At 66.0% G+C, this 26,212-nt stretch carries 23 protein-coding genes and 1 pseudogene; 14 read left to right on the top strand and 10 right to left on the bottom strand.

The features are described from left to right. The first annotated feature begins 38 nt into the window (after window positions 1-38). Window positions 39-1,292: an XAC2610-related protein gene (locus OH686_RS20560; protein ID WP_289534868.1), complete on the top strand. Its 1,254-nt coding sequence runs from the start codon at window positions 39-41 to the stop codon at window positions 1,290-1,292. Between the two features lie 176 nt (window positions 1,293-1,468). Here OH686_RS20560 and OH686_RS20565 read toward each other — a convergent pair whose 3' ends face one another. Together OH686_RS20565 and OH686_RS20570 are read right to left on the bottom strand one after the other, a co-directional pair. Then, window positions 1,469-2,317: a hypothetical protein gene (locus tag OH686_RS20565; protein WP_289534870.1), complete on the bottom strand. Its 849-nt coding sequence runs from the start codon at window positions 2,315-2,317 to the stop codon at window positions 1,469-1,471. A gap of 188 nt (window positions 2,318-2,505) precedes the next feature. Then, a complete protein-coding gene (locus OH686_RS20570) occupies window positions 2,506-2,973 on the bottom strand; it encodes an Lrp/AsnC family transcriptional regulator (RefSeq protein WP_137971706.1) in 468 nt (155 codons plus the stop codon). 198 nt (window positions 2,974-3,171) lie between these two features. On the opposite strand from OH686_RS20570, the gene OH686_RS20575 reads away from it, so the two are divergent. The 3 genes from OH686_RS20575 (at window position 3,172) to OH686_RS20585 (ending at window position 9,346) form a co-directional block, all read left to right on the top strand. After that, window positions 3,172-6,639: an indolepyruvate ferredoxin oxidoreductase family protein gene (locus tag OH686_RS20575; protein ID WP_289534873.1), complete on the top strand. Its 3,468-nt coding sequence runs from the start codon at window positions 3,172-3,174 to the stop codon at window positions 6,637-6,639. A gap of 76 nt (window positions 6,640-6,715) precedes the next feature. After that, window positions 6,716-7,768 carry a Glu/Leu/Phe/Val family dehydrogenase gene (locus OH686_RS20580; protein ID WP_289534874.1) on the top strand — a complete coding sequence of 351 codons (1,053 nt, stop codon included), beginning with the start codon at window positions 6,716-6,718 and terminating at the stop codon, window positions 7,766-7,768. A 174-nt stretch (window positions 7,769-7,942) separates the two neighbouring features. Then, window positions 7,943-9,346 (top strand): amino acid permease, encoded by a 1,404-nt coding sequence (locus tag OH686_RS20585; protein ID WP_502942754.1) that lies wholly within the window; start codon window positions 7,943-7,945, stop codon window positions 9,344-9,346. 74 nt (window positions 9,347-9,420) lie between these two features. Here OH686_RS20585 and OH686_RS23435 read toward each other — a convergent pair whose 3' ends face one another. The 3 genes and pseudogenes from OH686_RS23435 to OH686_RS20595 form a co-directional block, all read right to left on the bottom strand. Continuing rightward, window positions 9,421-10,284: a methyl-accepting chemotaxis protein gene (locus tag OH686_RS23435; RefSeq protein WP_502942824.1), complete on the bottom strand. Its 864-nt coding sequence runs from the start codon at window positions 10,282-10,284 to the stop codon at window positions 9,421-9,423. Then, window positions 10,276-11,028 (bottom strand): annotated as a pseudogene (locus OH686_RS23440) (MCP four helix bundle domain-containing protein); the annotation flags it as partial. The pseudogene OH686_RS23440 and the gene OH686_RS23435, both read right to left, overlap by 9 nt. Window positions 11,029-11,089: 61 nt before the next feature. Continuing rightward, window positions 11,090-12,133, bottom strand: coding sequence for a metal-dependent hydrolase (locus tag OH686_RS20595; RefSeq protein ID WP_289534878.1), 1,044 nt, complete (start codon window positions 12,131-12,133; stop codon window positions 11,090-11,092). Between the two features lie 137 nt (window positions 12,134-12,270). Here OH686_RS20595 and edd point away from each other — a divergent pair, with 137 nt between their 5' ends. From edd to OH686_RS20615, 4 genes are all read left to right on the top strand, one after another. Next, complete coding sequence (gene edd / locus OH686_RS20600) at window positions 12,271-14,094, top strand: phosphogluconate dehydratase (protein ID WP_289534879.1); 1,824 nt, start codon at window positions 12,271-12,273, stop codon at window positions 14,092-14,094. Beyond that, the gene (gene pgl, locus OH686_RS20605) at window positions 14,091-14,804 is read left to right on the top strand and encodes a 6-phosphogluconolactonase (protein WP_289534881.1); all 714 of its coding nucleotides are present in this window, start codon (window positions 14,091-14,093) and stop codon (window positions 14,802-14,804) included. Before edd ends, pgl begins: the two co-directional genes overlap by 4 nt. 226 nt (window positions 14,805-15,030) lie before the next feature. Then, window positions 15,031-15,453 (top strand): YciI family protein, encoded by a 423-nt coding sequence (locus OH686_RS20610; protein WP_289534882.1) that lies wholly within the window; start codon window positions 15,031-15,033, stop codon window positions 15,451-15,453. Window positions 15,454-15,463: 10 nt separating this feature from the next. Beyond that, window positions 15,464-15,886 carry a VOC family protein gene (locus tag OH686_RS20615; RefSeq protein ID WP_289534884.1) on the top strand — a complete coding sequence of 141 codons (423 nt, stop codon included), beginning with the start codon at window positions 15,464-15,466 and terminating at the stop codon, window positions 15,884-15,886. A gap of 21 nt (window positions 15,887-15,907) precedes the next feature. On the opposite strand, the gene OH686_RS20620 is transcribed toward OH686_RS20615, so the two are convergent. Beyond that, complete coding sequence (locus OH686_RS20620; RefSeq protein WP_289534886.1) at window positions 15,908-16,651, bottom strand: GlxA family transcriptional regulator; 744 nt, start codon at window positions 16,649-16,651, stop codon at window positions 15,908-15,910. A 521-nt stretch (window positions 16,652-17,172) separates the two neighbouring features. Between OH686_RS20620 and OH686_RS20625 the strand changes: the two genes are divergently transcribed. The 3 genes from OH686_RS20625 (at window position 17,173) to OH686_RS20635 (ending at window position 20,066) form a co-directional block, all read left to right on the top strand. Beyond that, the gene (locus OH686_RS20625) at window positions 17,173-18,555 is read left to right on the top strand and encodes a CSLREA domain-containing protein (RefSeq protein WP_289534888.1); all 1,383 of its coding nucleotides are present in this window, start codon (window positions 17,173-17,175) and stop codon (window positions 18,553-18,555) included. A 76-nt stretch (window positions 18,556-18,631) separates the two neighbouring features. Continuing rightward, window positions 18,632-19,045, top strand: a complete 414-nt coding sequence (gene arfB / locus OH686_RS20630) for an alternative ribosome rescue aminoacyl-tRNA hydrolase ArfB (RefSeq protein ID WP_289534890.1) — start codon at window positions 18,632-18,634, stop codon at window positions 19,043-19,045. A gap of 46 nt (window positions 19,046-19,091) precedes the next feature. Then, window positions 19,092-20,066: a GGDEF domain-containing protein gene (locus OH686_RS20635; protein WP_289534891.1), complete on the top strand. Its 975-nt coding sequence runs from the start codon at window positions 19,092-19,094 to the stop codon at window positions 20,064-20,066. Window positions 20,067-20,223: 157 nt separating this feature from the next. Here OH686_RS20635 and phnE read toward each other — a convergent pair whose 3' ends face one another. The 4 genes from phnE to OH686_RS20655 are packed head-to-tail and all read right to left on the bottom strand — an operon-like array spanning window position 20,224 to window position 23,454. Then, window positions 20,224-20,991 carry a phosphonate ABC transporter, permease protein PhnE gene (phnE, locus tag OH686_RS20640; RefSeq protein ID WP_289534893.1) on the bottom strand — a complete coding sequence of 256 codons (768 nt, stop codon included), beginning with the start codon at window positions 20,989-20,991 and terminating at the stop codon, window positions 20,224-20,226. Continuing rightward, window positions 20,988-21,815 (bottom strand): PhnE/PtxC family ABC transporter permease, encoded by an 828-nt coding sequence (locus OH686_RS20645; protein ID WP_289534894.1) that lies wholly within the window; start codon window positions 21,813-21,815, stop codon window positions 20,988-20,990. Before OH686_RS20645 ends, phnE begins: the two co-directional genes overlap by 4 nt. Further along, a complete protein-coding gene (locus tag OH686_RS20650; protein ID WP_289534896.1) occupies window positions 21,809-22,606 on the bottom strand; it encodes a phosphonate ABC transporter ATP-binding protein in 798 nt (265 codons plus the stop codon). Before OH686_RS20650 ends, OH686_RS20645 begins: the two co-directional genes overlap by 7 nt. Continuing rightward, window positions 22,603-23,454, bottom strand: a complete 852-nt coding sequence (locus OH686_RS20655; protein WP_289534898.1) for a putative selenate ABC transporter substrate-binding protein — start codon at window positions 23,452-23,454, stop codon at window positions 22,603-22,605. The genes OH686_RS20650 and OH686_RS20655 overlap by 4 nt, the downstream gene beginning before the upstream one ends. Window positions 23,455-23,706: 252 nt before the next feature. Between OH686_RS20655 and selD the strand changes: the two genes are divergently transcribed. From selD to OH686_RS20670, 3 genes are read left to right on the top strand one after another with little or no spacing between them, the layout of a single operon-like run. Next, on the top strand, window positions 23,707-24,741 hold the full coding sequence (selD, locus tag OH686_RS20660; RefSeq protein ID WP_289534899.1) for a selenide, water dikinase SelD: 1,035 nt from the start codon (window positions 23,707-23,709) through the stop codon (window positions 24,739-24,741). Continuing rightward, window positions 24,741-25,847 (top strand): tRNA 2-selenouridine(34) synthase MnmH, encoded by a 1,107-nt coding sequence (gene mnmH, locus OH686_RS20665; RefSeq protein ID WP_289534901.1) that lies wholly within the window; start codon window positions 24,741-24,743, stop codon window positions 25,845-25,847. The genes selD and mnmH overlap by 1 nt, the downstream gene beginning before the upstream one ends. Continuing rightward, a complete protein-coding gene (locus tag OH686_RS20670) occupies window positions 25,844-26,200 on the top strand; it encodes a hypothetical protein (RefSeq protein WP_289534903.1) in 357 nt (118 codons plus the stop codon). The genes mnmH and OH686_RS20670 overlap by 4 nt, the downstream gene beginning before the upstream one ends. Window positions 26,201-26,212 lie beyond the last annotated feature (12 nt).

The following is a 26,212-nucleotide window of genomic DNA, read 5'->3' on the forward strand; positions in this document are numbered from 1 at the left end:
TGAATGCCGTATGGCTCTCTCACGAACAAGGAAGTTGTATGCGCGGCACCCTTGATTTTCTTTGCTGCATAAAGCTCATTTTGGCCTTGCTCTTGCTGTCAGCGCCGCCAGCCAGCGCGGCGCAACCGCCTAGCGGTACCGTGGAGTTTCCCGTTTGGGGGCGTACTTGGAACGGGACCCTCGGAACCAAGGAGGTGGAGGTTGTCTTGAGCCGCGTTGCCGACAGATTGTCCGGCAGCTATTGCTATCTGCCCTGCAGAGCCCAGACACGCAGCCAGCTTGTGTTGGCGGGGCAGGTACAGGGAGAGGGGGCTGAGCTGACCGAGCGAGACAGCGGCCGTGGATCCACCGCGACAGGCACCTGGCATATCGAGTCGTGGAAGGGCGACATCACCGGCACCTGGACCTCGCCAGACGGCAAGCGAACGCTTGCGCTGAAGCTGCGCGAGACCCGGGTCGGGGATGATCTGGCGGCGCGTTTCCCCTACGAGATACGCCTGCTTGCGGATGCCCTGCCGGAGGAAGGCGATGATTGTTCTTCTACGCCGTTTGTATCGGCCATCCGCCTTTACAAGGACGGCGCAATGTTCCAGGCCCTGGCAACGGAGTCCCAGGGTACCTGCGGCATTTTCACGCCGCAGCTGGTCGACGCGAACTTCGACGGCTGGCCTGACCTGACGATTGCGCAGTTCCTCCCGGCCGGTCCGAACATGCCCCACCAGACCTGGCTGTACGACGTGGCCAAGGGCCGCTTCGTCGATGCACCGGCAGCCCTGCAGGACATCAGCTCGGCCGAGTTCGACCCAGTTCATCGGATCATCTATGCCTATTGGCGAGCCAGCTGCTGCGAGCATGGCGTGTCGACCTATCGATGGAAGGAAGGCGATATCGAAGAAGTCGAAACCCAGAGCAGTTACCTCCTGCCAGTGCTGGATGGCAACCAGCGACGCCTGTGCTACATCACACCCAGTTACCGCAATGGCTTCATCGAGTTTGCCAGCCGGGTAGAACAGGCCGTCGATGGGCAGTTGAAGCTGCGTCAGATCGATCCGAAAACTTGTGACATCGATGAGGGAGCGTTTCTGGAACGCACCTATATCGACATCTGGAAGCCCGATTCGAACGAACAGAAGCCGACCCTCCTGCGCACTGAAGCAATAGCCTGGAGGCCAGTGAAGACTGCGGCAGGCCAACGCTATTGCCCCGAGGTGCCGTTCTTCGACGATGGTCGTATTCGACGCATCATGCTGAGCGAGAATCCTGACCTGTGCAGCGAGGAGGGGCCGCAATAGGGAGCTTCTGTGCTGGGAAGCTAGCAATAGCTGATCCGTGCCGCTCCGCGGCATAAGCTATCGATTTGCATGATTCGGCAGCTGGAAGCGGAGAGCTTCGTTGGCTGCATTCCCACGCTGAGCGTGGAAGCGACCGAAGTAGATTTGCTCATGGGCTGCCGGCAGCACCATCTGGCCTATCCGTTGTGCCGGTTCTGGGATACGCCTTTGCTCCAGGGGGATGCCTTCTTTCCGATAGCCAATTCGATCCGGCATAGCTTTTCGACGTTCATGCGTTCAAAGCCGGCCAGAGGGTGTTCTAGACAATATTGATACCGTCCCATCAAGAGCGTTCGTTCAAGGCTCTCTACAAGTGCTGTGTAGCCATTCTCGATATGCTGGGTCTGTTTAGGGCGCAGATTGAGGTCTGTCATCGGCAGGACGTATTGCCCTTCCTGACGGGAAACCTTGAGCTTCTTGGGTACGGCACCGCTCATCAGACCGACAACACCCTGCTCATTCCCAGCGTCTTCCTTGAAGTCCTTGAAGGTGAAGAACACGGAGCCTGTCACGACTTCCAAGGAGTGCACCTTGTGCATCAGGTCCGCGACCCTTTTCCCTTCCGCACCATCGACTCGCAGGACAATCTGGCTAGCGCTCTCGGCTTGCTTGAGTGACTCAGCGAGCGATGAGGCGCGTTTACTGGTCGATATCCATGCATCAAGAATCGGTAGGGTTAACTTTATCCTGCGGGCGGGATCAGGCTCGGAAACATACTGCTGCATTAATGATCGCAGGCGTTTGTCGATTACCGCCGCTTCCCGCAGATCTCGCAGATAGCCCTGGCCGCGCAGATTGGGTAGGTGTTTGAGGGAGGAGGGGACCTTGATCGGTTTAAGCGACGATCTGAACGCTGCTAGCTGCTCTTCCTGCTTGGTTTTAGAAGCTTCAGTGGGGCTGCGCTTGTCTGGCTCGACATAGATGAAATAGCCCATCAATGTGGCGCCGAGCAGCGCTAATAAAATTGTTTTCCGCACCAGTGCCATGCAGGACCTCCAATGTCCAATGGGAACTTCGAGAGGAGCCGAGTTTATCGGGTGGGTGTGGAGGACTCCATGGTTTCTGGGTTGAGCTGTTGGGTACGACTCAACGTGCTCCACGCGAACTCATGGGTTGGCCACTGGGGAACCGGCAGGTCGTCTAGGAGCATTGCTAGGCTTCCACATGACCCTCCTCAATCCAAAGGCAACTCCGTAGTCCGCTTCACCTCGCTCATCGCGATATGCGAGTGCGCTTCATGCACATGCGGGCGTTGCAGCAGGTGGTCGCGCAGGAAGCGTTCGTAGTCGGCGATGTCCTTGGCCACCACCTTGAGCAGGTAGTCCGAGCCGCCGGCCATGGTGTGGCACTCCAGCACCTGGGGGTAGCCGACCACCGCCTGCTCGAACTCTTCCAGATTGCTGCGGCCGTGGGCCGAGAGCTTGATGTCGACGAACACGGTGATGCCCAGACCGAGCTTCTTCGGGTTGAGCAGGGCGACCTTGCGTTCGATCAGCCCTTCTTCCTGCATACGGTGGATGCGTCGCCAGCAGGGTGATTGCGACAGTTCCACCTTCTCGGCGATCTCGGCGGCGGAGAGGTCGGCGTTGTGTTGCAGCAGGCGCAGAATGCGCCGGTCGATGGAGCTTAGATTTTCCTGCATGATTTTTTCTCTTTATTGGTCATGACGGAATAACTCATGCGCAGTATCCCGCTTGTAGCCCGAAAAAAGAAAGAAAATCCCAGAACCCCTCGGTCATAGTCTTGGCCATACGACCCGCTGCGGTGATCCTGCGGCAGGGTTAATCGGCGACCTCCAAGAAAGGTCGCGTCGCTCACACAAGAATAAAAGGAGCGCACCATGTCTCTGGCCGAAATCCGCCTGGACGACAAGTACCGTGTAGCCACAGGTCAGCTGTACCTCACCGGCACCCAGGCCCTGACCCGCCTGCCGATGCTGCAGAAGCAGCGCGATACCGCCTTCGGTCTCAATACCGCCTGCTTCATCTCCGGGTACCGGGGCTCGCCCCTGGGCAACCTGGACAAGAGCCTGTGGGAGGCCAAGCAGTTCCTTCAGGAAAACCACATCCACTTCCAGCCCGGCGTCAACGAAGAGCTGGGCGCCACCGCCGTGTGGGGCAGCCAGCAGGCCAACCTGTTCCCCGGCGCGCGCTACGACGGCGTGTTCGCCATGTGGTACGGCAAGGGCCCGGGCGTGGACCGCTGCGGCGACGTGTTCAAGCACGGCAACTCGGCCGGCGTGTCCCCGCACGGCGGCGTGCTGCTGCTGGCCGGCGACGACCATGGCTGCAAGTCCTCGACCATCGCGCACCAGAGCGAGCATGCGTTCATTGCCGCGTCGATTCCGGTGCTGAACCCGGCCAACGTCCAGGAAATGCTCGACTACGGCATCATCGGCTGGGAGCTGTCGCGCTACAGCGGCTGCTGGGTGGCGCTCAAGACTATCGCCGAGAACGTCGATTCCTCGGCCGTGGTGGAGGTCGACCCGCTGCGCGTGAAGATCAATTTGCCGACCGACTTCCAGCTGCCGGAAGACGGCGTGCACATACGCTGGCCGGACCCACCCCTGGCGCAGGAAAAGCGCCTGAACATGTACAAGATCTACGCCGCGCGAGCCTTCGCCCTGGCCAACAACCTCGACCAGATCAAGCTCGACTCGCCCAACCCGCGCCTCGGCATCATCACCACCGGCAAGTCCTACCTGGACGTGCGCCAGGCGCTGAACGACCTGGGGCTGGACGACGAGCTGTGCGCCCAGGTCGGCCTGCGCGTGCTGAAGATCGGCATGAGCTGGCCGCTGGAGCCGGTGTCCGTGCACAACTTCGCCGAAGGCCTGGACGAGATCCTGGTGGTCGAGGAGAAGCGCAGCATCATCGAGGACCAGCTCACCGGCCAGCTGTACAACTGGCCGGTCGGCAAGCGCCCGCGGGTGGTCGGCGAGTTCGACGAGGCGGGCAACTCGCTGCTGCCCAACCTGGCCGAGCTGACTCCGGCGATGATCGCCCGGGTGATCGCCAAGCGCCTGGCGCCGATCTACACCAGCGCCACCATCGACGAGCGCCTGGCCTTCCTGGCGGCCAAGGAAGCCGCGCTGGCCGCACCGAAGCACGACACCAAGCGCACTCCGCACTTCTGCTCCGGCTGCCCGCACAACAGCTCCACTCAGCTGCCGGAAGGTAGCCGGGCGCTGGGCGGCATCGGTTGCCACTACATGACCCAGTGGATGGACCGGCGCACCGACACCTTCACCCAGATGGGCGGCGAGGGCGCCACCTGGATCGGCCAGGCGCCGTTCACCGACACCAAGCACGTGTTCCAGAACCTCGGCGACGGCACCTACTTCCACTCCGGCCAGCTGGCCCTGCGCGCTGCCGTGGCCTCCGGGGTGAACATCACCTACAAGATCCTCTACAACGACGCGGTGGCCATGACCGGCGGCCAGCCGATCGACGGCGAGCTGCGCATCGACCAGCTCAGCCAGCAGGTGTTCGCCGAGGGCGTGAAGCGCATAGCGCTGGTCTCGGACGAGCCGGACAAGTACCCGACCCGCGCCACCTTCGCGCCCATCGTCACCTTCCACCATCGCCGCGAACTGGACGCCGTGCAGCGCGAGCTGCGCGAGATCAAGGGCACCTCGGTGATCCTCTATGACCAGACCTGCGCCACCGAGAAACGCCGTCGCCGTAAGCGCGGCAAGCTGGTCGACCCGGCCAAGCGCGCCTTCATCAACCCGGCCGTGTGCGAGGGTTGCGGCGACTGCAGCGTGAAGTCCAACTGCCTCTCCGTGCTGCCGCTGGAGACCGAGCTGGGGCGCAAACGCGAGATCGACCAGAACGCCTGTAATAAGGACTTCTCCTGCGTCGAGGGCTTCTGCCCGAGCTTCGTCACCGTGCACGGTGGCGGCCTGCGCAAGCCCGAGGCGCTGGGTGCCAAGGCGCTCTTCGTGGCCCTGCCGGAACCGCGCCAGCCGGATCTTTCGCGGCCCTGGAACATCCTCCTGCCGGGTGTCGGCGGTAGCGGCGTGACTACCGTTGGCGCCCTGCTGGGCATGGCCGCGCACCTGGAAGGCAAGGGCTGCACCGTGCTCGACCAGGCCGGCCTGGCGCAGAAGTTCGGCCCGGTGATCAGCCACATCCGCATCGCCGCCAAGCAGGACGATATCTACGCCGTGCGCATCGCTGCCGGCGAGACCGACCTGCTGCTGGCCTGCGACCTGGTGGTGGCGGCCGGCGAGGAATCCCTGGCCAAGCTCAACGACAAGATCGCCAACGCCGTGGTCAACAGCCACGAGGCGGCCACCGCCGAGTTCACCCGCAACCCGGACGCCCAGGTGCCCGGCGCGGCCATGCACGAGGCGCTGGTGGAAGCGGTGGGCGAGAGCAAGACCCACTTCGTCGACGCCACCCGCCTGGCCACCGCCCTGCTCGGCGATACCATCGCCAGCAACCTGTTCATGCTCGGTTATGCCTATCAGAAGGGCCTGGTGCCGGTTTCGGCCGAGGCCATCGACAAGGCCATCGAGCTCAATGGCGTGTCGATCAAGCTCAACCAGCAGGCCTTCCTCTGGGGCCGCCGCGCCGCCCATGACCTGGCCGCCGTGGAACAGCTGGCCAAGCCGAAGAACCCCGAGGCGCCGCGTTGCGAAAGCTTCGACGAGATCGTCGCCGACCGCATGGCCCGTCTCACCGCCTATCAGGACGCCGCCTACGCCCAGCGCTATCTGGACCTGGTGACCCGCGTGCGCCAGACCGACAGCGGCGCCGACCAGGCCCTGAGCCGCGCCGTGGCGCGCTACTACTTCAAGCTGCTGGCCTACAAGGACGAGTACGAAGTGGCGCGGCTGTATAGCGAGCCGGCCTTCCGCCAGCGCCTGGAGGCGCAGTTCGAGGGCGACTACCGCCTGCAGTTCCACCTGGCGCCGAGCTGGCTGGCCAAGCCAGACCCGCGCACCGGCGCGCCGATCAAGCGCACCTTCGGGCCCTGGATGCTCAAGGCCTTCGCCGTGCTGGCGCGCTTCAAGTTCCTGCGTGGCAGTGTGATCGACCCGTTCGGCCACAGCGCCGAGCGCAAGGTCGAGCGCGAGCTGATCGGCGAGTACGAGGAGCTGGTCGAGCTGCTGCTCAAGGAGCAACGCCCGGACAACTACCGCACCGCGGTGGCCCTGGCCGAGCTGCCGGAGCAGATTCGCGGCTACGGCCACGTCAAGGAACACGCCCTGGTCAAGGTCCGCGAGCAGGCCGAGCAGCTCAAGGCTCGCCTGCTGGTCAGCGAGATCTCCGCCGTCCAGCTGTTCGAACCGGCCGCCTAACAGTCACCCCATTGCCACCCTCTCTCTCCCTGATGGGAGAGGGTGGTTTTTTTCGCCCCAGATTCGAGGAATTCCCATGCCCGTCTTCACCCATATCGACTTCGACCACCACGAGCAGGTGGTCTTTGGCCACGACCAGGCCAGCGGCCTCAAGGCCATTATCGCCGTGCACGACACCACCCTCGGCCCGGCCCTGGGCGGCTGCCGCATGTGGAACTACGCCAGCGACGAGGAGGCCCTGCGCGACGTGCTGCGCCTGTCCCGCGGCATGACCTACAAATCCGCCCTGGCGCGCCTGCCGCTGGGCGGCGGCAAGGCGGTGATCATCGGTGATCCGCGCAACGGCAAGAGTGAGGCGCTGTTCCAGGCCATGGGCGATTTCGTCGACAGCCTCGGCGGGCGCTACATCACCGCCGCCGACTCCGGCACCGGCGTGGCCGAGATGCAGATCATGGCCGAGCGCACCCGCCACGTGGCCGGCGCCGGCCAGCGCGAGGCCATCGGCGGCGGCACCCGTGACGGCGATCCGTCGCCGGCCACCGCCTATGGCGTGTTCGTCGGCATTCGCTCGGCGGTGCGCCATCGCCTCGGTCGCAGCGACCTCAACGGCCTCAAGGTGGCCATCCAGGGCGTCGGCCAGGTCGGTTTCGGCCTGGCCAAGCACCTCAGGGACGCCGGCGCCGAGCTGTGGGTGACCGACATTCATGAAGCCAACCAGCGCCGCGCGGTGGAGCAGCTGGGCGCCCGTGCCGTGGGCCAGCAGGAGATCTTCGGCCTCGACGTGGACGTGTTCGCCCCCTGCGCCCTGGGCGCCATCATCAACCCGCAGACCCTGGAAGCGCTGCGTGCGCCGATCATCGCCGGCGCCGCCAACAACCAGCTGGCCAGCGCCGAACTGGCCGAGCAGCTGCGCCGTCGCGACTGCCTGTACGCGCCGGACTACGCGATCAACGCCGGCGGCATCATCGACGTGTGCTACGAGCGCACCGGCGGCAGTTCCGAGCAGCTGAAGGCGCACATCGAGGGCATCGAGGCGACCCTGGACGAGATCTTCCAGCGCTCCAAGGCCGAGGGTGCTACCACTACTGCAGTGGCTGACCGTATGGCCCGGGAGCGCCTGGGCCGTTAAGCGTACCGGCAAGCCGGCCCAAAGCCCTCGGGTGTATACTCGCCGCGCCCCGGCGCCCAAGGCCTGCGGCTACGGCCAATAGCCACGACCCCTGCCGCCGGACCACGAGCCCGGCGGCATACTTCGACAGACAGGTGATCCTATGCCTTGCCTTTCCCTGCGGAGCGCTCGCTGATGTCCGAGCAGCTGCACACCGGCCCGCTCAAGCGCGGCCTGAAGAATCGCCATATCCAGCTGATCGCCCTCGGTGGCGCCATCGGCACCGGCCTGTTCCTCGGCTCGGCCGGGGTACTGCAGAGCGCCGGCCCGTCGATGATCCTGGGCTATGCGATAGGCGGCTTCATCGCCTTCCTGATCATGCGCCAGCTCGGCGAGATGATCGTCGAGGAGCCGGTCGCCGGCTCCTTCAGCCACTTCGCCCACAGCTACTGGGGCCCGTTCGCCGGCTTCCTTTCTGGCTGGAACTACTGGGTGCTCTACGTCTTGGTGGGCATGGCCGAGCTCACGGCGGTGGGCAAGTACGTGCAGTACTGGTGGCCGGAAATCCCGACCTGGGCCACGGCGGCCGCGTTCTTCGTGGTGATCAACCTGATCAACCTGGTCAACGTGAAGGCCTTCGGCGAGACCGAGTTCTGGTTCGCCATCATCAAGGTGGTGGCGATCATCGGCATGATCCTGCTCGGCGGCTACCTGCTGCTCAGCGGCGCCGGCGGCGAGCAGGCCAGCGTCAGCAACCTGTGGAGCCACGGCGGCTTCTTCCCCAACGGTATCTCCGGGCTGGTGATGATGATGGCGATCATCATGTTTAGCTTCGGCGGCCTGGAGCTGGTGGGCATCACCGCCGCCGAGGCCGACCAGCCGAAGACGGTGATCCCCAAGGCGATCAACCAGGTGGTCTGGCGCATCCTGATCTTCTACATCGGCGCGCTGACCATCCTGCTCTCGCTGTACCCGTGGGACAGCCTGGTGCAGACCCTCACCGCCGGTGGCGACTCCTACGGCAGCAGCCCGTTCGTGCAGATCTTCTCGCTGATCGGCGAGGACACCGCCGCGCATATCCTCAACTTCGTGGTGCTCACCGCCGCGCTGTCGGTCTACAACAGCGGCGTGTACTGCAACAGCCGCATGCTCTACGGCCTGGCCGAGCAGGGCGATGCACCCAGGGCGCTGATGAAGGTCAACGCCCGCGGCGTGCCGGTGCTGGCCATCGGCCTGTCGGCCTTGGTGACGCTGCTCTGCGTGCTGGTCAACTACCTGGCGCCGAAGAGCGCGCTGGAACTGCTGATGTCGCTGGTGGTGGCGTCCCTGGTGATCAACTGGGCGATGATCAGCCTGGCCCACCTGAAGTTCCGCAAGGCCATGGTCGCCAAGGGCGTGCAGCCGAGCTTTAAGGCCTTCTGGTTCCCCTTCGCCAACTACCTGTGCCTGGCCTTCGTGCTGTTCATCCTCGGCGTAATGCTGATGATCCCCGGCATCAAGGTCTCGGTGTACGCCATCCCGTTCTGGCTGCTGTTCCTCTGGACCTGCTACCGCATCAAGCTGGCGGCCGGCAGCGCGCCGCTGGCCAGCCAGGGGTGAACCCCGCGGCATGAAAAAAGCCCGGCCTAGGCCGGGCTTTTTCTTGGCTGTTCGCCTACGCGCTATCTCAGCCGTCAGGTCTGGAACTGCAAGACCGAGTTCTGCATGCTGCGCGCCACGCTGTCCAGGCGCTGGGCGGCGGCGGCCAGTTCGCCCACCGTCTGGCTGTTCTGCTGCGACATGCGGGCGATTTGCTCGACGCGCTGGGCCACCTCGCTGCTGGCCTTGCTCTGCTCGCCGATGGTGTGGGAAATCTCTTCCACCACCGAGGCCGCGCGCTGGGCGCCGCCACGGATCTCGCTGATCGACTCGCCGGCCTGGCGCGCCAGGTTGACCCCGTCGTTCACCCGCGTCACCCCGGCCTGCATGCTGTTCACCGCCTGCGCCGTGCTGTTGCGGATACGCTCGATCATGCCGGTGATCTCCTGGGTCGACTGGGCGGTGCGCGCGGCCAGGTTGCGCACCTCGTCGGCCACCACGGCGAAGCCGCGCCCGGCCTCGCCGGCCCGCGCCGCCTCGATGGCGGCGTTGAGGGCGAGGAGGTTGGTCTGTTCGGCGATGCTGTTGATCACCTGGATGATCGAGTGGATCTCCTCGGACGACTGACCCAGCGCGGTGATGGTATTGGACGACTCGTTGACCGCCTCGGCGATGCGGCTCATGCCGTCCACCACCCCGAGAATCACCTGGCCGCCGCTGCTGGCCAGCTGCTCGGACTGGGACGAGATGTCCTTGGCGTTGCGCGCGTGGTCGGCGATCTGCGCGATGTTGTGGATCATCTGCTCCATGGCCGCGGCCATGCTGGTGGCGTTGTCTGATTCCTCGCGCGAGCTGTGCACGATGCTCTGCGAGGCGCCGCTCAGGTGCTGGGCGGTGCTCTGCAGCTGCTCGCTCTCGCGGCGGATGGTCTCGATCATCTGCCGCAGGTAGTTCTGCATGTCGGCCAGGGACTGCTGCAGCTGGCCGGCCTCGTTGTCGCTCTCCACCTGGATCACGCTGCGCAGGTTGCCCTGGGCGATGGCGCGGGCCACGGCCATGGTCTTGCCCAGCGGCCGCAGCACGGTCTTCATCAGGTGGCTGGTGAGCAGGCCGAGCAGCAGGCACACCAGCAGGATGCCGCTGATCAGCAGCCACGCCGCTTTCTCGGTGGCCGCGCTGCTGTCGCTGCGCACCTGGCTGGCGTGCTGCTCGATCAGTTCGCTGAGCGCCTCGTTCTTCTCCTCCAGCTCGCCGAAGCTCTGCTCGAACGCCGGCATCTCGGCGCGCGCCGTTTGCGGGTCCTGCAGGGCCAGGCCGACGATGCGCTCGGCCTGGGCGATATAGGCGTTGAGCGCTGGCTGCGACTGACCGATGGCGCGGCGGATTTCCTCGCTCAGCGGCAGCTCGGCATTGGCCGCCATGGTGCGCTGGAACCACTGGCTGTGTTCGCGCAGGTCGGCGCGCACCTGCTCGGCGGCGGCCGTGTCGCCGGGCGGGGCGTAGAAGGCGGCGAGCACGTCGGCGCGCAGGGCGTCATGCATCATGTCGCCTTCCAGATGGTTGCGCAGGGCGCTGACGCTCAGCTCGCTGCTGGCGATCACCTCGGCCAGGCGCATCTGCCCCCAGTAACCGACGCCGCCGAGCAGGGCGGCGGCGACCACGCTGATGGCGCCGCAGGCGATCATTTTCTGGCGGATGTTCATGCTGCTGTCTCCGACTGCCGGCTTTCCGTCAAGCCTAGCCCAGGGACAGCGGCCGACGTACTCAGGGTTTTCCTTGCAGAGCGCTGGCCCAGCTCAGTAGTTCCACTGGCTCGGCCTGGTCCCAGATCCTGCGCCAGAGCACCAGCAGGCGCTCCGGTTCGCCACGGTTGAATGGCAGGCGGTCCACCACCGGCAGCGGTCGCCAGCGGCCGCCACGGTGCTCGGCGAAGATAAAGCGGAACGGGTGGTAGCCGGTCATGCCCAGGCGCAGGTCGGTGACGATCAGCTCGTTGCCGATCCGGTCGTAGCGCAGCACGCCGTGGGTGAACCACTGCAGGCGCTGGTGCTGCGGCGAATTCTCCAGCAGCTCGGCCAGTTGCGCGCCGCGCGGGATGCGTTCGAGCCGGGGCGGACGGTCGTCGAACCAGCTCACCAGCGCCTCGTGATAGTCGCTGCCATCGATCACGGTGACCCGCCACAACAGGCTGTTGAACGGCGTCGGCGTGCTGAAGAGCACGTCGGCCTGGATGCCGCGTTCGACCAGCACGTCCTGCACCCGCTGCTCGGCCATCCATTTGCCGGCCAGGGTGCTGGCCAGATAGACGCTGGATAGGCCCAGGGCGGTGATTGCCAGCCACTGCGGCTTGTCACGCAGGCCACGCACCAGGCCGACGATCACCGCCACCAGCAGCGGCACCGTATACAGCGGGTCGATGATGAACACCGAGGACCAGGCCACGGGCGGTGTCTGCAGTGGCCAGAACAGCTGGGTGCCATAGCTGGTGAAGGCGTCCAGCAATGGATGGGTGATCAGCGCCAGCCAGATGGCGAGGAACAGCCGGCGCGTCGAATAGGCCGGGTTGGGCCTGAGCCAGCGGGCGAGGGCGGTGAACAGCACGGCGAGGATGCTCAGCACCAGCAGCGAGTGGCTGAAGCCGCGGTGGTAGGTCATGTCGGCCACGGCGTCGCCGTAGTCGATGATCACGTCGAGGTCGGGCAGGGTGCCGAGCATGGCGCCGTAGAGCAGGGCGCGGCGGCCCTGCCAGCGGCCGAGCAGAGCGCCCTGGATGCTGGCGCCGAGTACCGCCTGGGTGATCGAGTCCATGAGCATTCTCGCAAGGAAAACTAGGCGGCTAACTTAGCGCCGGGCGCGGCGGGCGGCAGCCGGGAAATTCCGACGAAAGATTTCAACTGCAGGCGGGGTTACAGTGTCGGTATTGCAAAGCCCCCAGGAGCCTTCCCATGCATCCGCGCGTCCTCGAAGTCACCGAGCGCCTGATCGAGCGCAGCCGTGCCACCCGCCAGCGCTACCTGGCGATGATCGCCGCGGCCGCCGACCAGGGCCCGCAGCGCGGCAAGCTGCAGTGCGCCAACTTCGCCCACGGCGTGGCCGGCTGCAGCGGCGCGGACAAGCAGACCCTGCGCCTGCCCGATGCGGTCAACGTGGCCATCGTCACCGCCTACAACGACATGCTCTCGGCGCACCAGCCCTACGAGGACTACCCGCAGCGGATCAAGGCGGCGCTGCACGAGATCGGCTCGGTCGGCCAGGTGGCCGGCGGCGTGCCGGCCATGTGCGACGGCGTGACCCAGGGCGAGCCGGGCATGGAGATCGGCATCGCCAGCCGCGAGACCATCGCCATGAGCACCGCCGTGGCGCTGTCGCACAACATGTTCGACGCCAACCTTTGTCTGGGCATCTGCGACAAGATCGTCCCCGGCCTGCTGGTCGGCGCCCTGCGCTTCGGCCACCTGCCGACCATCTTCGTGCCGGCCGGGCCGATGCCCTCGGGCCTGTCCAACAAGGAGAAGGCCGAGGTGCGCGAGCGTTACGCCGAGGGCAAGGCCAGCCGCGACGAGCTGCTCGCCTCGGAGATGGCCGCCTACCACAGCCCCGGCACCTGCACCTTCTACGGCACCGCCAACACCAACCAGATGCTGATGGAGATCATGGGCCTACACCTGCCCGGCGCCTCCTTCGTCAACCCGGGCACGCCGCTGCGCGAGGCCCTGACCCGCGAGGCGGCGCAGCAGGTGGTGCGCCTGACCCGTCAGGGTGGCCAGTACCTGCCGCTGGGCGAGATCATCGACGAGCGCGCGCTGATCAACTCGGTGGTGGCGCTGCATGCCACCGGCGGCTCGACCAACCACACCCTGCACCTGCCCGCCATCGCCCAGGCCGCCGGCATTCAGCTGACCTGGCAGGACATGGCCGAGCTGTCCGAGGTGGTGCCGACCCTGGCCCACGTCTATCCCAACGGCAAGGCCGACATCAATCACTTCCACGCCGCCGGCGGCACCGCGCTACTGATCCGCGAGCTGCTCGACGCCGGCCTGCTGCATGAGGACGTCGCCACCGTGGCCGGTCGCGGTTTGCGGCGCTACACCCAGGAGCCGTTCCTCGACGGCGAGCGCCTGGTCTGGCGCGAAGGCGCCGCGGTCAGCCTGGATACCAGCATCCTGCGCCCGGTGGCGCAGCCGTTCTCCGCCGAGGGCGGCCTCAGCCTGCTGCAGGGCAACCTGGGGCGCGGGGTGATGAAACTCTCCGCCGTGGCGCCGGAACGCCATGTGATCGAGGCGCCGGCGCGGGTATTCCATGATCAGCAGCAGCTGGCCGACGCCTTCCAGGCCGGCCAGCTGGATTGCGACTTCGTCGCCGTGGTGCGCTTCCAGGGCCCGCGCTGCAACGGCATGCCCGAGCTGCACAAGCTCACGCCGTTCCTCGGTGTGCTGCAGGATCGCGGGCACAAGGTGGCGCTGGTCACCGACGGGCGCATGTCCGGCGCCTCCGGCAAGGTGCCGGCGGCCATCCATATCTGCCCTGAAGCCTTCGACGGCGGCCCGCTGGCCAAGGTGCGCGACGGTGACCGTATCCGCATCGACGGCCGCAACGGCGAACTGCAGGTGCTGGTCGACGCAGCCGAATGGGAGGCCCGCGAGCTGGCCACGCCGCCGCCGGCGGAAATCGGCTGCGGCCGCGAGCTGTTCGCCTTCATGCGCGCCGCCTTCAGCCCGGCGGAGCAGGGCGCCAGCGCCTTCACCGCCAGCCTGAGCGCCTTGCGATGAGCCTGGCCTCGCTGCTGATGCCGCTCGGTGTACCGGGCTACCAGTACGAGACGCCGGCGCTGCTGGCCGAGGCCCTGGCGCAGCAGGTGGCCGAAGGTCTGCGAGCGGCGGTGAGCGAACGCGGGCGGGCGCTGCTGGTGGTCTCCGGTGGGCGTAGTCCCGTGCCGTTCTTCGAGTGCCTGGCGCGCCAGGAGCTGCCCTGGAGCAAGGTCCAGGTCAGCCTGGCCGACGAGCGCTGGGTGCCGCCCAGCCATGCCGACAGCAACGAGGCGCTGGTACGGCGCCATCTGCTGCAGGGGCCGGCGGCCCAGGCGACCATGCTCGGCCTGTATCACCCGGCGCAGAGCCTGGACGAGGCCGCGGGCCTGGCCGAGCAATGCGTGGCCGGGCTGCCGCCTATCGATGTGCTGGTGCTGGGCATGGGTGACGACGGCCACACCGCGTCGCTGTTTCCCGGCAGCCCCAACCTGGCGGAGGCGCTGCGTGACGATTGCTCACGCCGGCTGCTGGCGATGCACGCACCCGCCGCGCCACACGAGCGCCTGAGCCTGACCTTACCGGCCCTGGCCACCGCGCGCCTGGCGCTGCTGGCGATCCAGGGGGCGACCAAGCTGGCCGTGCTGACCCGTGCCCTGCAGCCGGGGCCGCTCGAAGAGCTGCCGATCCGCGCGCTGCTGCGCCCGCCGTTGCAGATTCACTGGTGCCCGTAGCCCGGATGCAACCCGGGGAAGCGGGCGGCTCCGATCCCGGATTGCATCCGGGCTACAGGGCTGGCTGGGTATTCCCTCTCCCATAGCTGGGCAGCTCGTGATGCAGGCCACGGTGGGTTGACCATTTGGTTGAAATTTTTTTCGTGCCCCTGTCGATCTGCTTCACTGTCGTTCGACCAATGGACAGACCCGCCATTGTGGCGGGCGCCAATCAGGGAGAACGACGATGCGTTTCATGGTGATAGTCAAGGCCACTGCCGATTCGGAAGCCGGTGTGATGCCCAGCGAGGAGCTGCTGGCGGCCATGGGCCAATACAACGAGGAGCTGGTGGCGGCCGGCGTGATGAAGGCCGGCGAGGGCCTGCACCCGAGCAGCAAGGGCGCGCGCGTGCGCTTCTCCGGCGCCAACCGCAGTGTGGTCGACGGCCCGTTCGCCGAGACCAAGGAGCTGATCGCCGGCTTCTGGCTGTGGGAAGTGGCCTCGTTGCAGGAATGCATCGAGTGGGTCAAGCGCTGCCCCAACCCGATGCCGGGTGACAGCGAGATCGAGATTCGCCAGATCTTCTCGGCCGAGGACTTCGGCGAGGAATTCACCCCGGAGCTGCGTGAACAGGAAGAGCGTCTGCGCGCTCGGATTGCCGCGGAATAAGGAGACCCAGATGAATATCCACGCCTATCTGATTTTCGACGGACAGTGCGCCGATGCCTTCCGCTTCTACGCCGAGGTGCTGGGCGGCGAGCTGCTGATCATGCCCTTCGAGGGCAGCCCGGCCTGCGGCGATGTGGCGGCGGAGCACCGCGACCGCACCATGCACGCCAGCCTCAACCGCGACGGCCAGTTGCTGATGGGCTCGGACACCATGCCGGGCGACCCCTACGATGGCATCAAGGGCTGCCACATCTCGATCCAGGCCGACGACATGGCCCATGCCGATCGCCTGTACCGCGCGCTGTCGGCCCAGGGCTCGGTGCAGATGGAGCTGCAGAAGACCTTCTGGGCCGAGGGCTTCGCCATGCTCACCGACCGTTTCGGCGTGCCATGGATGATCAACTTCTCCGGCGATTGCCAGGTGCCCGCCTGAGTCGCCACGCGGGCTGATCGCTCAGGCGCTGCGCTGCATCTTGCGCCGGTAGTCCTGGGGGATCAGCCCGGTGTGACGGCGGAACACCTGACGGAAGAAGGCCGCGTCACTGTAGCCGACGCGGTCGGCAATCCGCTCCACCGGCTCGCGGGAGCTGCGCAGCTCCTGCTTGGCCATCTCCACCCGCACCCGCTGCAGATACTGCGGCGCGGTTTCGCCGACGGCGGCCTGGAAGCGGCGCTTGAACTGGCGCTCGCTCAGGTGGGCGAGGCCAGCCAGCTCGGCGTTGCCCAAGGCCTGCGCGTAGTGCGCCTCGATATGTTCCTGCACCTTGCGGATGGCCGCGTCCTGGTGCTGCTTGTGCAGGTCGAAGCGCCTGTACGGCAGCTGCGACGGACGTTCGCCCTGCAGCACCAGGGCGCGGGCGGTCTGCTCGGCGCGCTCGAAGTCGCAGAAGTGTTCGATCAGGCGCAGGCACAGGTCCTGGTAGGCATGGAAACCGCCGGAGCAGAACAGCCGCTCGCTGTGGGTCACCAGTTGTTCCGGTTGCAGCAGCACCTGCGGGAAGCGCCGGCGGAACAGCTCGACGAAGCCCCAGTGGGTGGTGGCCTCGCGGCCATCCAGCAGACCGGCCTCGGCCAGGGCGAAGGCGCCGGTGCAGATGCTCGCCAGCACCGCGCCGCGCTGGTACTGCTGGCGCAGGGCGGCGGACAGCGCTCCGTTGTCGGCAGAAGAGGGCGCGATATGCGCGGAGGAGAGCAGCACCAGCTGCTAGTCACCATCCGCCAGTGCGCTTGCGCAGCCAACGTCGCGGCTCATGATGCGCGAACCTCATCCTGTCTCCGGTTTCCCCGACCGATACAGCCATGGCTGAGCGCCTGGCTCGAGAGCGGCATCTGCACTCTATGCTGCCGTTTTCGAGCGCAGCCACCGCTCAGCCAGCCATCCTTGTGCAACCAAAGCGGCGACACACCGGACTATAGGTACGAGGCGGCCGCTCGCCGCGTCTAGCACTCGTTGCTGCGAGCCGGTGTGCCGACGGGCAGCAGCGCTTTCGCAAGGTAACCGATCAGCGTGGCGTGAAGCGGCCAGGTAGTCGTGGCCGACGGTTTGGCCAGCGGAGCCTGGGGTTTTATGAACGCGCCTTCACTGATCGATTGAACCTGACGCCTAGTGCAGTCCTGTGCGTTTCGTACCCTCTGGAAACAGAGATTTTTCCAGACAGTTGTAAAGCTAACCCATCCCCGATACCGCATTACGGGTCTGTCTGCGCCACGGAGGCCAGAATGCATAACCTGCTGAAGTTCCAATATCGATCAGTTGCCCTTACCTGCGTACTTTCGTTCTGTATGGGGGCCTCGCTCAGTCATGCGGCTACGTTTGTGGTGAGCAAGCCGACTGACAGTCTCGACGGTGCGTGCGACTCCGACTGCTCGCTACGCGAGGCGGTCGTGGCGGCCAACGCCTTGCCCGGGGGGGATACCATCGTGCTCGGCGTGGATACTTATTCGCTCACCTTGCCTACGGATAAACATGAGGAAGAACCCTTCCCGACCGACGAAGAGGACAATCTCAATGGCGATCTCGACGTTCATGATTCACTCACCATCGTCGGGGTCGATCCCCAATCTTCCATCATCAATGGTACGGCAGAGGCAAGTGATCGTTTGCTAGAGGTTTTTGCTGGCGTCAAGCTGGTTCTGCAGAACGTCTCGCTGAGCAACGGTAAGACCTGGCGTTATGGCGGTGCGCTGGAGAACCATGGCCAAGCCTTGTTAAGGAGTGTGGTCTTTTCAGGCAATACCGCATGGAGTGGGGACGCTGATGGAGGTGGCGGCGGCGCTATTTCCAACTCGGGTGTGCTGGAAGTGCATTCTTCCCGTTTCGAGAATAACCGCAACGGGTCCAGCTGCTGCGCTGGACTGGGAGGCGCAATCCTGAATTGGCGGTCTGGAACTCTGACGGTGCGAGATACCCTGTTTCTCAGTAATTGGGCCTACGACGACAATGAAGCAGGGCTTGGCGGCGCGATTTACAACGAAGGCATTGCCACCGTAGGGGGTAGCAGTTTTCTGTATAACCACGGTAACGAAGGTGCAGCCATCAACAATAGCCGCAATGGCGATCTGAAAGTCTTCAACAGCACCTTCAGTGGCAATGCCATGCAGCACTTCCAGAGCGCCACTATCGTCAATGGTTCTTTTCCCCAATACCCAGGCGTGGTTGCTCGTCTGCAACTGGTCAATGTCACGATCACCAGATCGTCAGGCGGCTATGGTCTGCTGAACAGCGGCAGTACGCTGATTCGCAACAGCATCATCGCCGGCAATATGGGTGAGACTCCTGGCACTTATCTGGAATGCAGCAATGGCGGCAGCTTCTCCTACAAAGCTGTTGGCCTATTGCTGGGCACCGGTACCAGCCCAAGCAATTGCACGGCGGACTCGCTGGTAGATAGCGCCAGCGCTATTAGCACCGTCTTCTATCAGTTGGCGGACAACAACGGCACAACCCCAACCCATGCCTTGCGCCGCAACAGTCCCGCCATCGATGCGGGGGTGGGTAGCTGCGCGTCCGTCGATCAGCGTGGCTTGAGGCGGCCACGTGAGGGCAACGGCGACGGTCTGGCCGTGTGCGATCTGGGTGCCTACGAGCGGGCCTACCCCTGAGCGAGCAGAGGCATCCGCACCGGCTTCGCAGTCGGGGTATGCTGGGCACTCATTTTTCCTGCGGTGCCTGCTGCCCATGCTGGTGATATCCAACAGCGTTCACCTGCCCGACGACGAAGTCGAGCTGACTGCCATCCGCGCTCAGGGCGCCGGCGGCCAGAACGTCAACAAGGTCTCCAGCGCCGTGCACCTGCGTTTCGACAGCCAGGCCTCGTCGCTGCCGCCGTTCTACAAGGAACGTCTGCTGGAGCTGCGCGACAGCCGCATCACCGAAGGCGGCGTGGTGATCATCAAAGCCCAGCAGTACCGCACCCAGGAACAGAATCGCGCCGATGCCCTGGAGCGCCTGGCCGAGCTGATCCGCAATGCCGGCAAGACCGAGAAGGCGCGGCGCCCGACCAAACCGACCCTCGGCTCGAAGAAGCGCCGCCTGGAAGGCAAGAGCAAGCGCGGAGCGATCAAGGCCGGGCGCGGCAAGGTGGACTACTGAGGCAAACCGGCATAGCTTCTGCCGTATTGCCCTCGGAAGTACCGCCATGCTCGATCCCATCCTGCCCCAGCCGGACGACCACGCCGTCTACAAGACCCTGCTGGAGTCGACCAAGGCGATTCCCTGGAAGATCGACTGGAAGACCATGACCTTCGCCTATATCGGCCCGCAGATCGAGCCGCTGCTGGGCTGGACCCAGCAGAGCTGGATCAGCGCCAACGACTGGGCCGAGCGCATCCACGAGGAAGACCGCGAGCGCGTGGTGAACTTCTGCATCGCCCAGTCCCAGTGCGGCATCGACCACGAGGCCGACTACCGGGCGCTGACCAAGGACGGCGACTATGTGTGGATTCGCGACGTGGTGCACGTGATGCGCGATGCCAATGGCGAGACCGAGGCGCTGGTCGGCTTCATGTTCGACATCAGCGAGCGCAAGAAGACCGAGGAACAGCTGCTGGCCCTGCAGAAGCAGTTGGAAGAGTACTCCTACAAGGACGGCCTGACCGGCATCAACAACCGGCGCATGTTCGACTCGATCCTCGACATCGAGTGGGGCAACGCCCAGCGCACGCGCCGGCCGCTGTCGCTGATTCTGCTGGATATCGACTTCTTCAAGCAGTTCAACGACCACTACGGCCATATCCGTGGTGATGACTGCCTCAAGCGTATTGGCCAGGCCCTGCAGGGCGCCGCGGCACGCCCGCGCGACTGCGTGGCGCGCTTCGGTGGCGAGGAGTTCGTGCTGGTGCTGCCGGAAACCGACGGCGAATCGGCGAAGAAGATCGCCGAGCGCTGCCGCAAGCTGGTGCGCAAGGAGCAGATCGCCCACGAGCAGTCCAACGTGGCGCAGCTGGTCACGGTCAGCCTGGGCGTCGGCACCATCATCCCCGAGGCCGGCGACACGCCACTGGCCTTTATCGAGGCGGTCGACCGCCTGCTCTACCAGGCCAAGCAGCAGGGCCGCGACCGCCTACTGCATGGGCACTGTGGCAGCGGCGATGCGGACGCCTGCCAGGCCTGAGATTCGGTTGCTCACAGGCAGCGCTCTGCGTAGCCCGGATGTAATCCGGCAGAACAGGCAGCTTCATCCGTGCGTAGGGTGGTCTCGGAGCGAAGCGACAGCCCACCAGCGGAGCTCACCAATAGCACCCCGCCCGAAAGCACGCGGCGGATAAGCGCTAAGCCCGCACCCAGCGCTGCCGCGTCCAGCCACTCAAGGCATCCACCGCGAACACCAGCACCAGCATGGCCAGGATCACCGTGCTGGCCTGCGCTTCCTGGAACAGGCTGAGGCTGACGTAGAGCATCTGCCCCAGGCCGCCGGCGCCGACGAAGCCGAGCACGCTGGCCATGCGGATATTGTTTTCCCAGCGGTACAGCGAATAGGCCAGCAGCTGCGGCCACAGGTTGGGCAGGGTGCCGTAGCAGAAGGCCGCGACCTGGCTGCCGCCTTGCAGGCGGATCGCCTCGGCCGGCGCCGTGGGGGTGTTCTCCAGCGCTTCGGCAAACAGCCTGCCGAGTACGCCGGCCGTGTGCAGCGCCAGGGCCAGGGTGCCGGCGTTGGGGCCGAGGCCTGCGGCCAGCACCATCAACGCCGCCCACACCAGCTCCGGAATCGCCCGCAGGCCGTTGAGCAGCAGGCGCACCAGGCCCTGGGCGACAGCACCAAAGCGCCCGGCCGCCGGCAGCGCCAGGAGCAGGCCGAGGATGGCGGCGAGTAGGGTGCCGAGGGCGGACATGGCCAGGGTCTCCAGCGCGCCACGACCGATGGCCAGCAGGTGCCCGCCGCTCAGGTCAGGCTGCAGGAAGCGTGCGGCGTAATCGGCCATGTGCCGCAGGTTGTCCGTCTGCCCCAGCGCGGCCAGGTCCAGGCCCAGGTAGGCGAAGGAGGCGATCACTGCGGCGAGAATCGCCAGCAGCAGGGCGAGATTGACCAGCCGATTCATGCCAGCCTCCCGCGCAGCACGCGACTCAGCGCGTCGGCCAGCAGCACCAGGAGGAGGAAGGTCAGCAGCATGCTGGCCACCTCGCCGCCGGCGAACATGCGCAGCGACAGGTCGATCTGCTGGCCCAGGCCGCCTGCGCCGACGAAGCCCATCACCACCGAGGCGCGGATCGCACATTCCCAGCGGTACACGGTGTAGGAGGTCAGCTCGGCGGCGGCATTCGGCAGCAGGCCGTAGACAAAGGCGCTGAGACGGCCGCTGCCGCCCTGCAGCAGGGCGTGCATGGGGCGCTGGTCGACCGACTCGAGGATCTCCGCATAGACCTTGCCGAGCATGCCGGCGTAGGTGATGGCGATGGCCAGCACCCCGGCGGTGGGGCCTAGGCCGACGGCGCGGACGAACAGCAGCGCCCAGACGATCTCCGGCACGCTGCGCAGGAAGATCAGCAACCCGCGCACCGGCCAGCGCAGGGCCTGGCCCAGCGCACTGGGGCGGCCGCCACGCGAGGCCGCCGACAGCGACAGGGCGCGGCTGGCGGCCAGGCCGGCGGGAATCGCCACCAGCAGGGCCAGGGCCATGCCTGCAGTGGCGATGGCCAGGGTCTGCAGGGTGGCGTCGAGCAGCAGCTGGAGGAACTCCGGCGTGTGCGCCGGCGGCCAAAAGGCAGCGACGAAGCGGCCCATCTCGCTCTGGCTGTCGGCCTGCAGCAGCACGCCGGGGTTCAGCTCGGCGAGCTGGATGCCCGGCCACAGCAACACCACGGCCAGCACCGTCAGCAGCAGCCGGGGCAAGGCGGCGGGGTCGCGGCTGTCAGATCTCAGCATCGCGGAATCTGCAGGGTCAGGGTCACCGCCGGCGCCTGTGGCGACACCAGCTGCTCGTTGGCGTAGAGGGCGTCGAGCAGCTCTTGGGTGACTTCGCCGGCCGCGCGGTCGAAGGCGATGCGGCCCTCGCGCACGCCAATGATGCGCGGGAAGTGCGCCAGCGCCAGGTCCACCGCGTGCAGGCTGGCGACCAGGGTCACGCCACGCGTCTCGGCATGCCGGCACAGCACGCTGAGGGTGTGGTCGGCGAGCACCGGGTCCATGGCCGACACCGGCTCGTCGGCCAGCAGCAGCTCGGGGTCCTGGTACAGCGCGCGGGCGATGCCGACCCGCTGCAGCTGGCCACCGGAGAGCTGCTGGCACTGGGCGAACAGCTTGTCGGTCAGGTCCAGGCGCGCGAGGACGTCCCTGGTGCCAGGAATGTCGAGCGGATGCAGCAGGTTGAGCAGGCTCTTGCCCAGGCCCCACTGGCCGAGCTTGCCGGCCAGCACGGCGGTGACCACCCGTTGCCGTGGTGGCAGCGGCGGCGCCTGGTGGATCAGGCCTATGCGTGTGCGCAGATGCTGGCGGGCGCGGGCGGAGAGCTGCCAGGGATTCTGCCCCAGCAGCTCGACGCTGCCGCCGCCGGGCTGCAGGGCGCTGGCCAGCAGGCTGAGCAGGCTGGACTTGCCGGCGCCGGACGGGCCGATGATGGCGACCCGCTCGCCGGCCGCGATGCTCAGGTCCACGCCGCGCAGGGCGTGGACTCCATTGCCGTGCCGCAGGTCAGCGCCGGTGAGGCGCAGGCTCATTTCAGCAGGTCGGCGGCGCGGGCGGCGTCCTCGATACCCTTGTAGTTTTCCGGCTTGGTCTCGATAAAGCGCGATGCCGCTTGAAGGTCAAGGATCGCCTTGTGCTGCGGGTTGGCCGGGTCGAGGGCGAGGAAGGCTTTTTTGATCTTCTCGGCCAGCGCCGGGTCGAGGGTGCCGCGCACGGTCCAGTTGTAGTCGTAGTAGGCCGGGGTGGTGGCGAACACCTTGACCTTGCTGGTGTCGACCTTACCGGCGGCGACCAGTTTGTCCCATACGCTGGCGTTGAGCACGCCGCCGTCGACCTTGCCGGCCTGCACCCAGGCGGCGGTGGCGTCATGGGCGCCGGAGAAGCCGATGCGGCTGAAGTAGGTTTCCGGCTTGATGCCGTCCTTCAGCATGAAGTAGCGCGGCATCAGGCTGCCGGAAGTGGAGGAGATGGAGCCGAAGGCGAAGGTCTTGCCTTTGAGGTCGGCCAGGGATTTCACCTCCGGGTTGGCGGTGATGAACTTGCTGGTGAACTGGGCGTCCTGCTCGCGCTGTACCAGCGGGATGGCGTTGCCGGTCTTCAGGCGCACCTGGACAAAGGTGAAGCCGCCGAGCCAGGCCAGGTCCAGGCGGTCGGTGGCCAGGGCCTCGACCACGGCCGGGTAGTCGGCGACCGGGACGAACTCGACCTTCATGCCCAGTTGCTGCTCCAGGTAGGCGCCCAGCGGCTTGAACTTGCGCAGCAGTTCGGTGGGGGCCTCGTCGGGGATGGCGCTGACCTTCAGCACATCGGCGGCATGGGTGGTCAGGGCGGACAGGGACAGGGCAAAGCCGGCGGCGAGCGCCAGGGTACGCTTGAGCATAAGGATTCTCCGGTTCAATAGCGGAAAAGGCTTGGGGACGGCTACGCGACAGAATGGCTGCGTTGCGCGGTGCTCGCAATCCTCATGGGCTACAGCCCACTCCGGTTGCTCCGCTCCGGGCGCCTAGCCCTTCAGCCGCTCGCGCGCCCCCATGAGTAAAGTTGAAAGCCGGGGATTATATGGGCGACCGTGGCAAAGAACAGCTTTGCTAGAATCCGCGACCTGTTTTCCGATTTGCCGAGAGCGTTGCCGATGAGCGAGCCGATCCGTTTGACCCAGTACAGCCACGGTGCCGGCTGCGGCTGCAAGATTTCCCCCAAGGTGCTGGAAGTGATTCTCGCTGGTAGCGGCGCGCAGAACCTCGACCCCAAGCTGTGGGTCGGTAATGCCTCGCGAGACGATGCGGCGGTCTACGCCCTGGACGACGAACGCGGCGTGGTCTCGACCACCGACTTCTTTATGCCGATCGTCGATGACCCCTATGACTTCGGCCGCATCGCCGCGACCAATGCGATCAGCGACATCTACGCCATGGGCGGCGACCCGCTGATGGCCATCGCCATTCTCGGCTGGCCGGTCAACCTGCTGCCGGCCGAGGTGGCCCGCGAGGTGATCCGCGGCGGCCGCGCCGTGTGCGACGCCGCCGGCATCCCGCTGGCCGGCGGCCACTCGATCGACGCGCCAGAGCCGATCTTCGGCCTGGCCGTGACCGGTGTGGTCGAGAAGAAACATATGAAGCGCAACGACACCGCTACCGCCGGCTGCCGGCTGTATCTGAGCAAACCGCTGGGCATCGGCATCCTCACCACCGCCGAGAAGAAGGCCAAGCTGCGCGAGCAGGACGTGGGTCTGGCCCGCGACTGGATGTGCACCCTGAACAAGCCCGGCAGCCGCTTCGGCAAGCTGGCCGGCGTGCGCGCCATGACTGACGTCACCGGCTTCGGCCTGCTCGGCCACCTGGTGGAGATGGCCGATGGCGCGGGGCTCACCGCCCAGCTGGACTACGCCGCCGTGCCGCGCCTGCCGGGTGTCGACTACTACCTGGCCGATGGCTGCGTGCCCGGCGGCACCCTGCGCAACTTCGACAGCTATGGCGAGAAGATCGCGCCGATCAGCGAGGAGCAGCGCAACCTGCTGTGCGACCCGCAGACCAGTGGCGGCCTGCTGGTAGCCGTGGCACCGGAGGGCGAGGCCGAGTTCCTCACTGTGGCCGCCGAGCTGGGCCTGGACCTGGCGCCCATTGGCCAGATGGCCCCGCGACAGAGCCACGCGGTAGAGGTGCTGTGATGCGCGACAACACCACCGACTACCGCCAGCTGTTCCTCGACGACGTCCCCATGATGGATATGCGCGCCCCGGTGGAATTCACCAAGGGCGCCTTCCCGCATACCGTCAGCCTGCCGCTGATGACCGATATCGAGCGGCAGAAAGTCGGCACCTGCTACAAGCAGCACGGCCAGCAGGCCGCCATCGAGCTGGGCCACCAGTTGGTCTCCGGCAAGGTCAAGGCCGCACGTATCGAGGCCTGGGCGGCCTTCGCCAAGGCCAACCCGAACGGCTACCTGTACTGCTTCCGCGGCGGCCTGCGCTCGCAGATCGTCCAGCAGTGGCTCAAGGAAGCCGGGGTCGACTACCCGCGGGTGATCGGTGGCTACAAGGCCATGCGCAGCTTCCTGATCGAGACGCTGGACAACGCCGTGGCCGAGTGTGACTTCGTCATCGTTGGCGGCATGACCGGCACCGGCAAGACCGAGGTGGTGGCCGCCCTGGACAACAGCATCGACCTGGAAGGCCACGCCAATCACCGAGGCTCCAGCTTCGGCAAGCGCGCCACCGGCCAGCCGTCGCAGATCGACTTCGAGAACCGCCTGGCCGTCGACCTGCTCAAGCGCCGCGCGCGTGGCCAGCAGCAGTTCGTGCTGGAGGACGAGAGCCGCCTGATCGGCACCTGCTCGCTGCCGCTGGCGCTGCACCAGGGCATGCAGCAGTTCCCCATGGTCTGGCTGGAAGACAGCGTCGAGGGCCGCGTCGAGCGCATCCTCAAGGACTACGTGACCGGACTCTCCGCCGAGTTCCTGGCCGTGCACGGCGAGGAGCAGGGCTTCGTGCTGTTCGCCGCGCGCATGCTGCAGAGCATGGACAATATCCAGAAGCGCCTGGGCGGCGAGCGCCACGCGCGGCTGCGCGACCTGTTGCAGCAGGCGCTGGACGAGCAGGCGCGCAGCGGCGCGGTGGAGCTGCACCGCGGCTGGATCGAGGGCCTGCTGAACGAATACTACGACCCGATGTACGTTTACCAGCGCGAGAGCAAGTCCGCGCGCATCGAATTCGCTGGCGAACAGTCAGCCGTGCTGGACTACCTGCGCAATCGCGCACCACGGAGCAAGACATGAAACTCAAAGACCATCCAGACGCGCTGGACTGCACCCTGTACCGCCCGGACGAGAACGATCCGGACGCCGAGGAACTGGAGCTGGGCGACGGCCATGTGCTGTTTGAAGGCGCCTTCGAGGCTCCGGCCGAGTGGGACGCCGCCGAGCGCGAGGACTATTTCGATGGCAGCGATCCGGCGCTGTTCTTCACCGCGCAGATCGAGAGCCCGGCCAAGGCGGACAGCAACGATTTCTTCGTTGCCGAGCCCGGTGACTACGTGGCGGTGGTGCGTGGCATGAAGGTGGAGATGTATTACGTCTACGACCAGGCCGACCGCAGCTATGTGCTGATTCGCGACGACCAGCTGGACTGATTCGCCAGCGCC

It is taken from the genome of Pseudomonas sp. SO81 (genome assembly GCF_030374125.1).
Taxonomy (GTDB): domain Bacteria; phylum Pseudomonadota; class Gammaproteobacteria; order Pseudomonadales; family Pseudomonadaceae; genus Aquipseudomonas.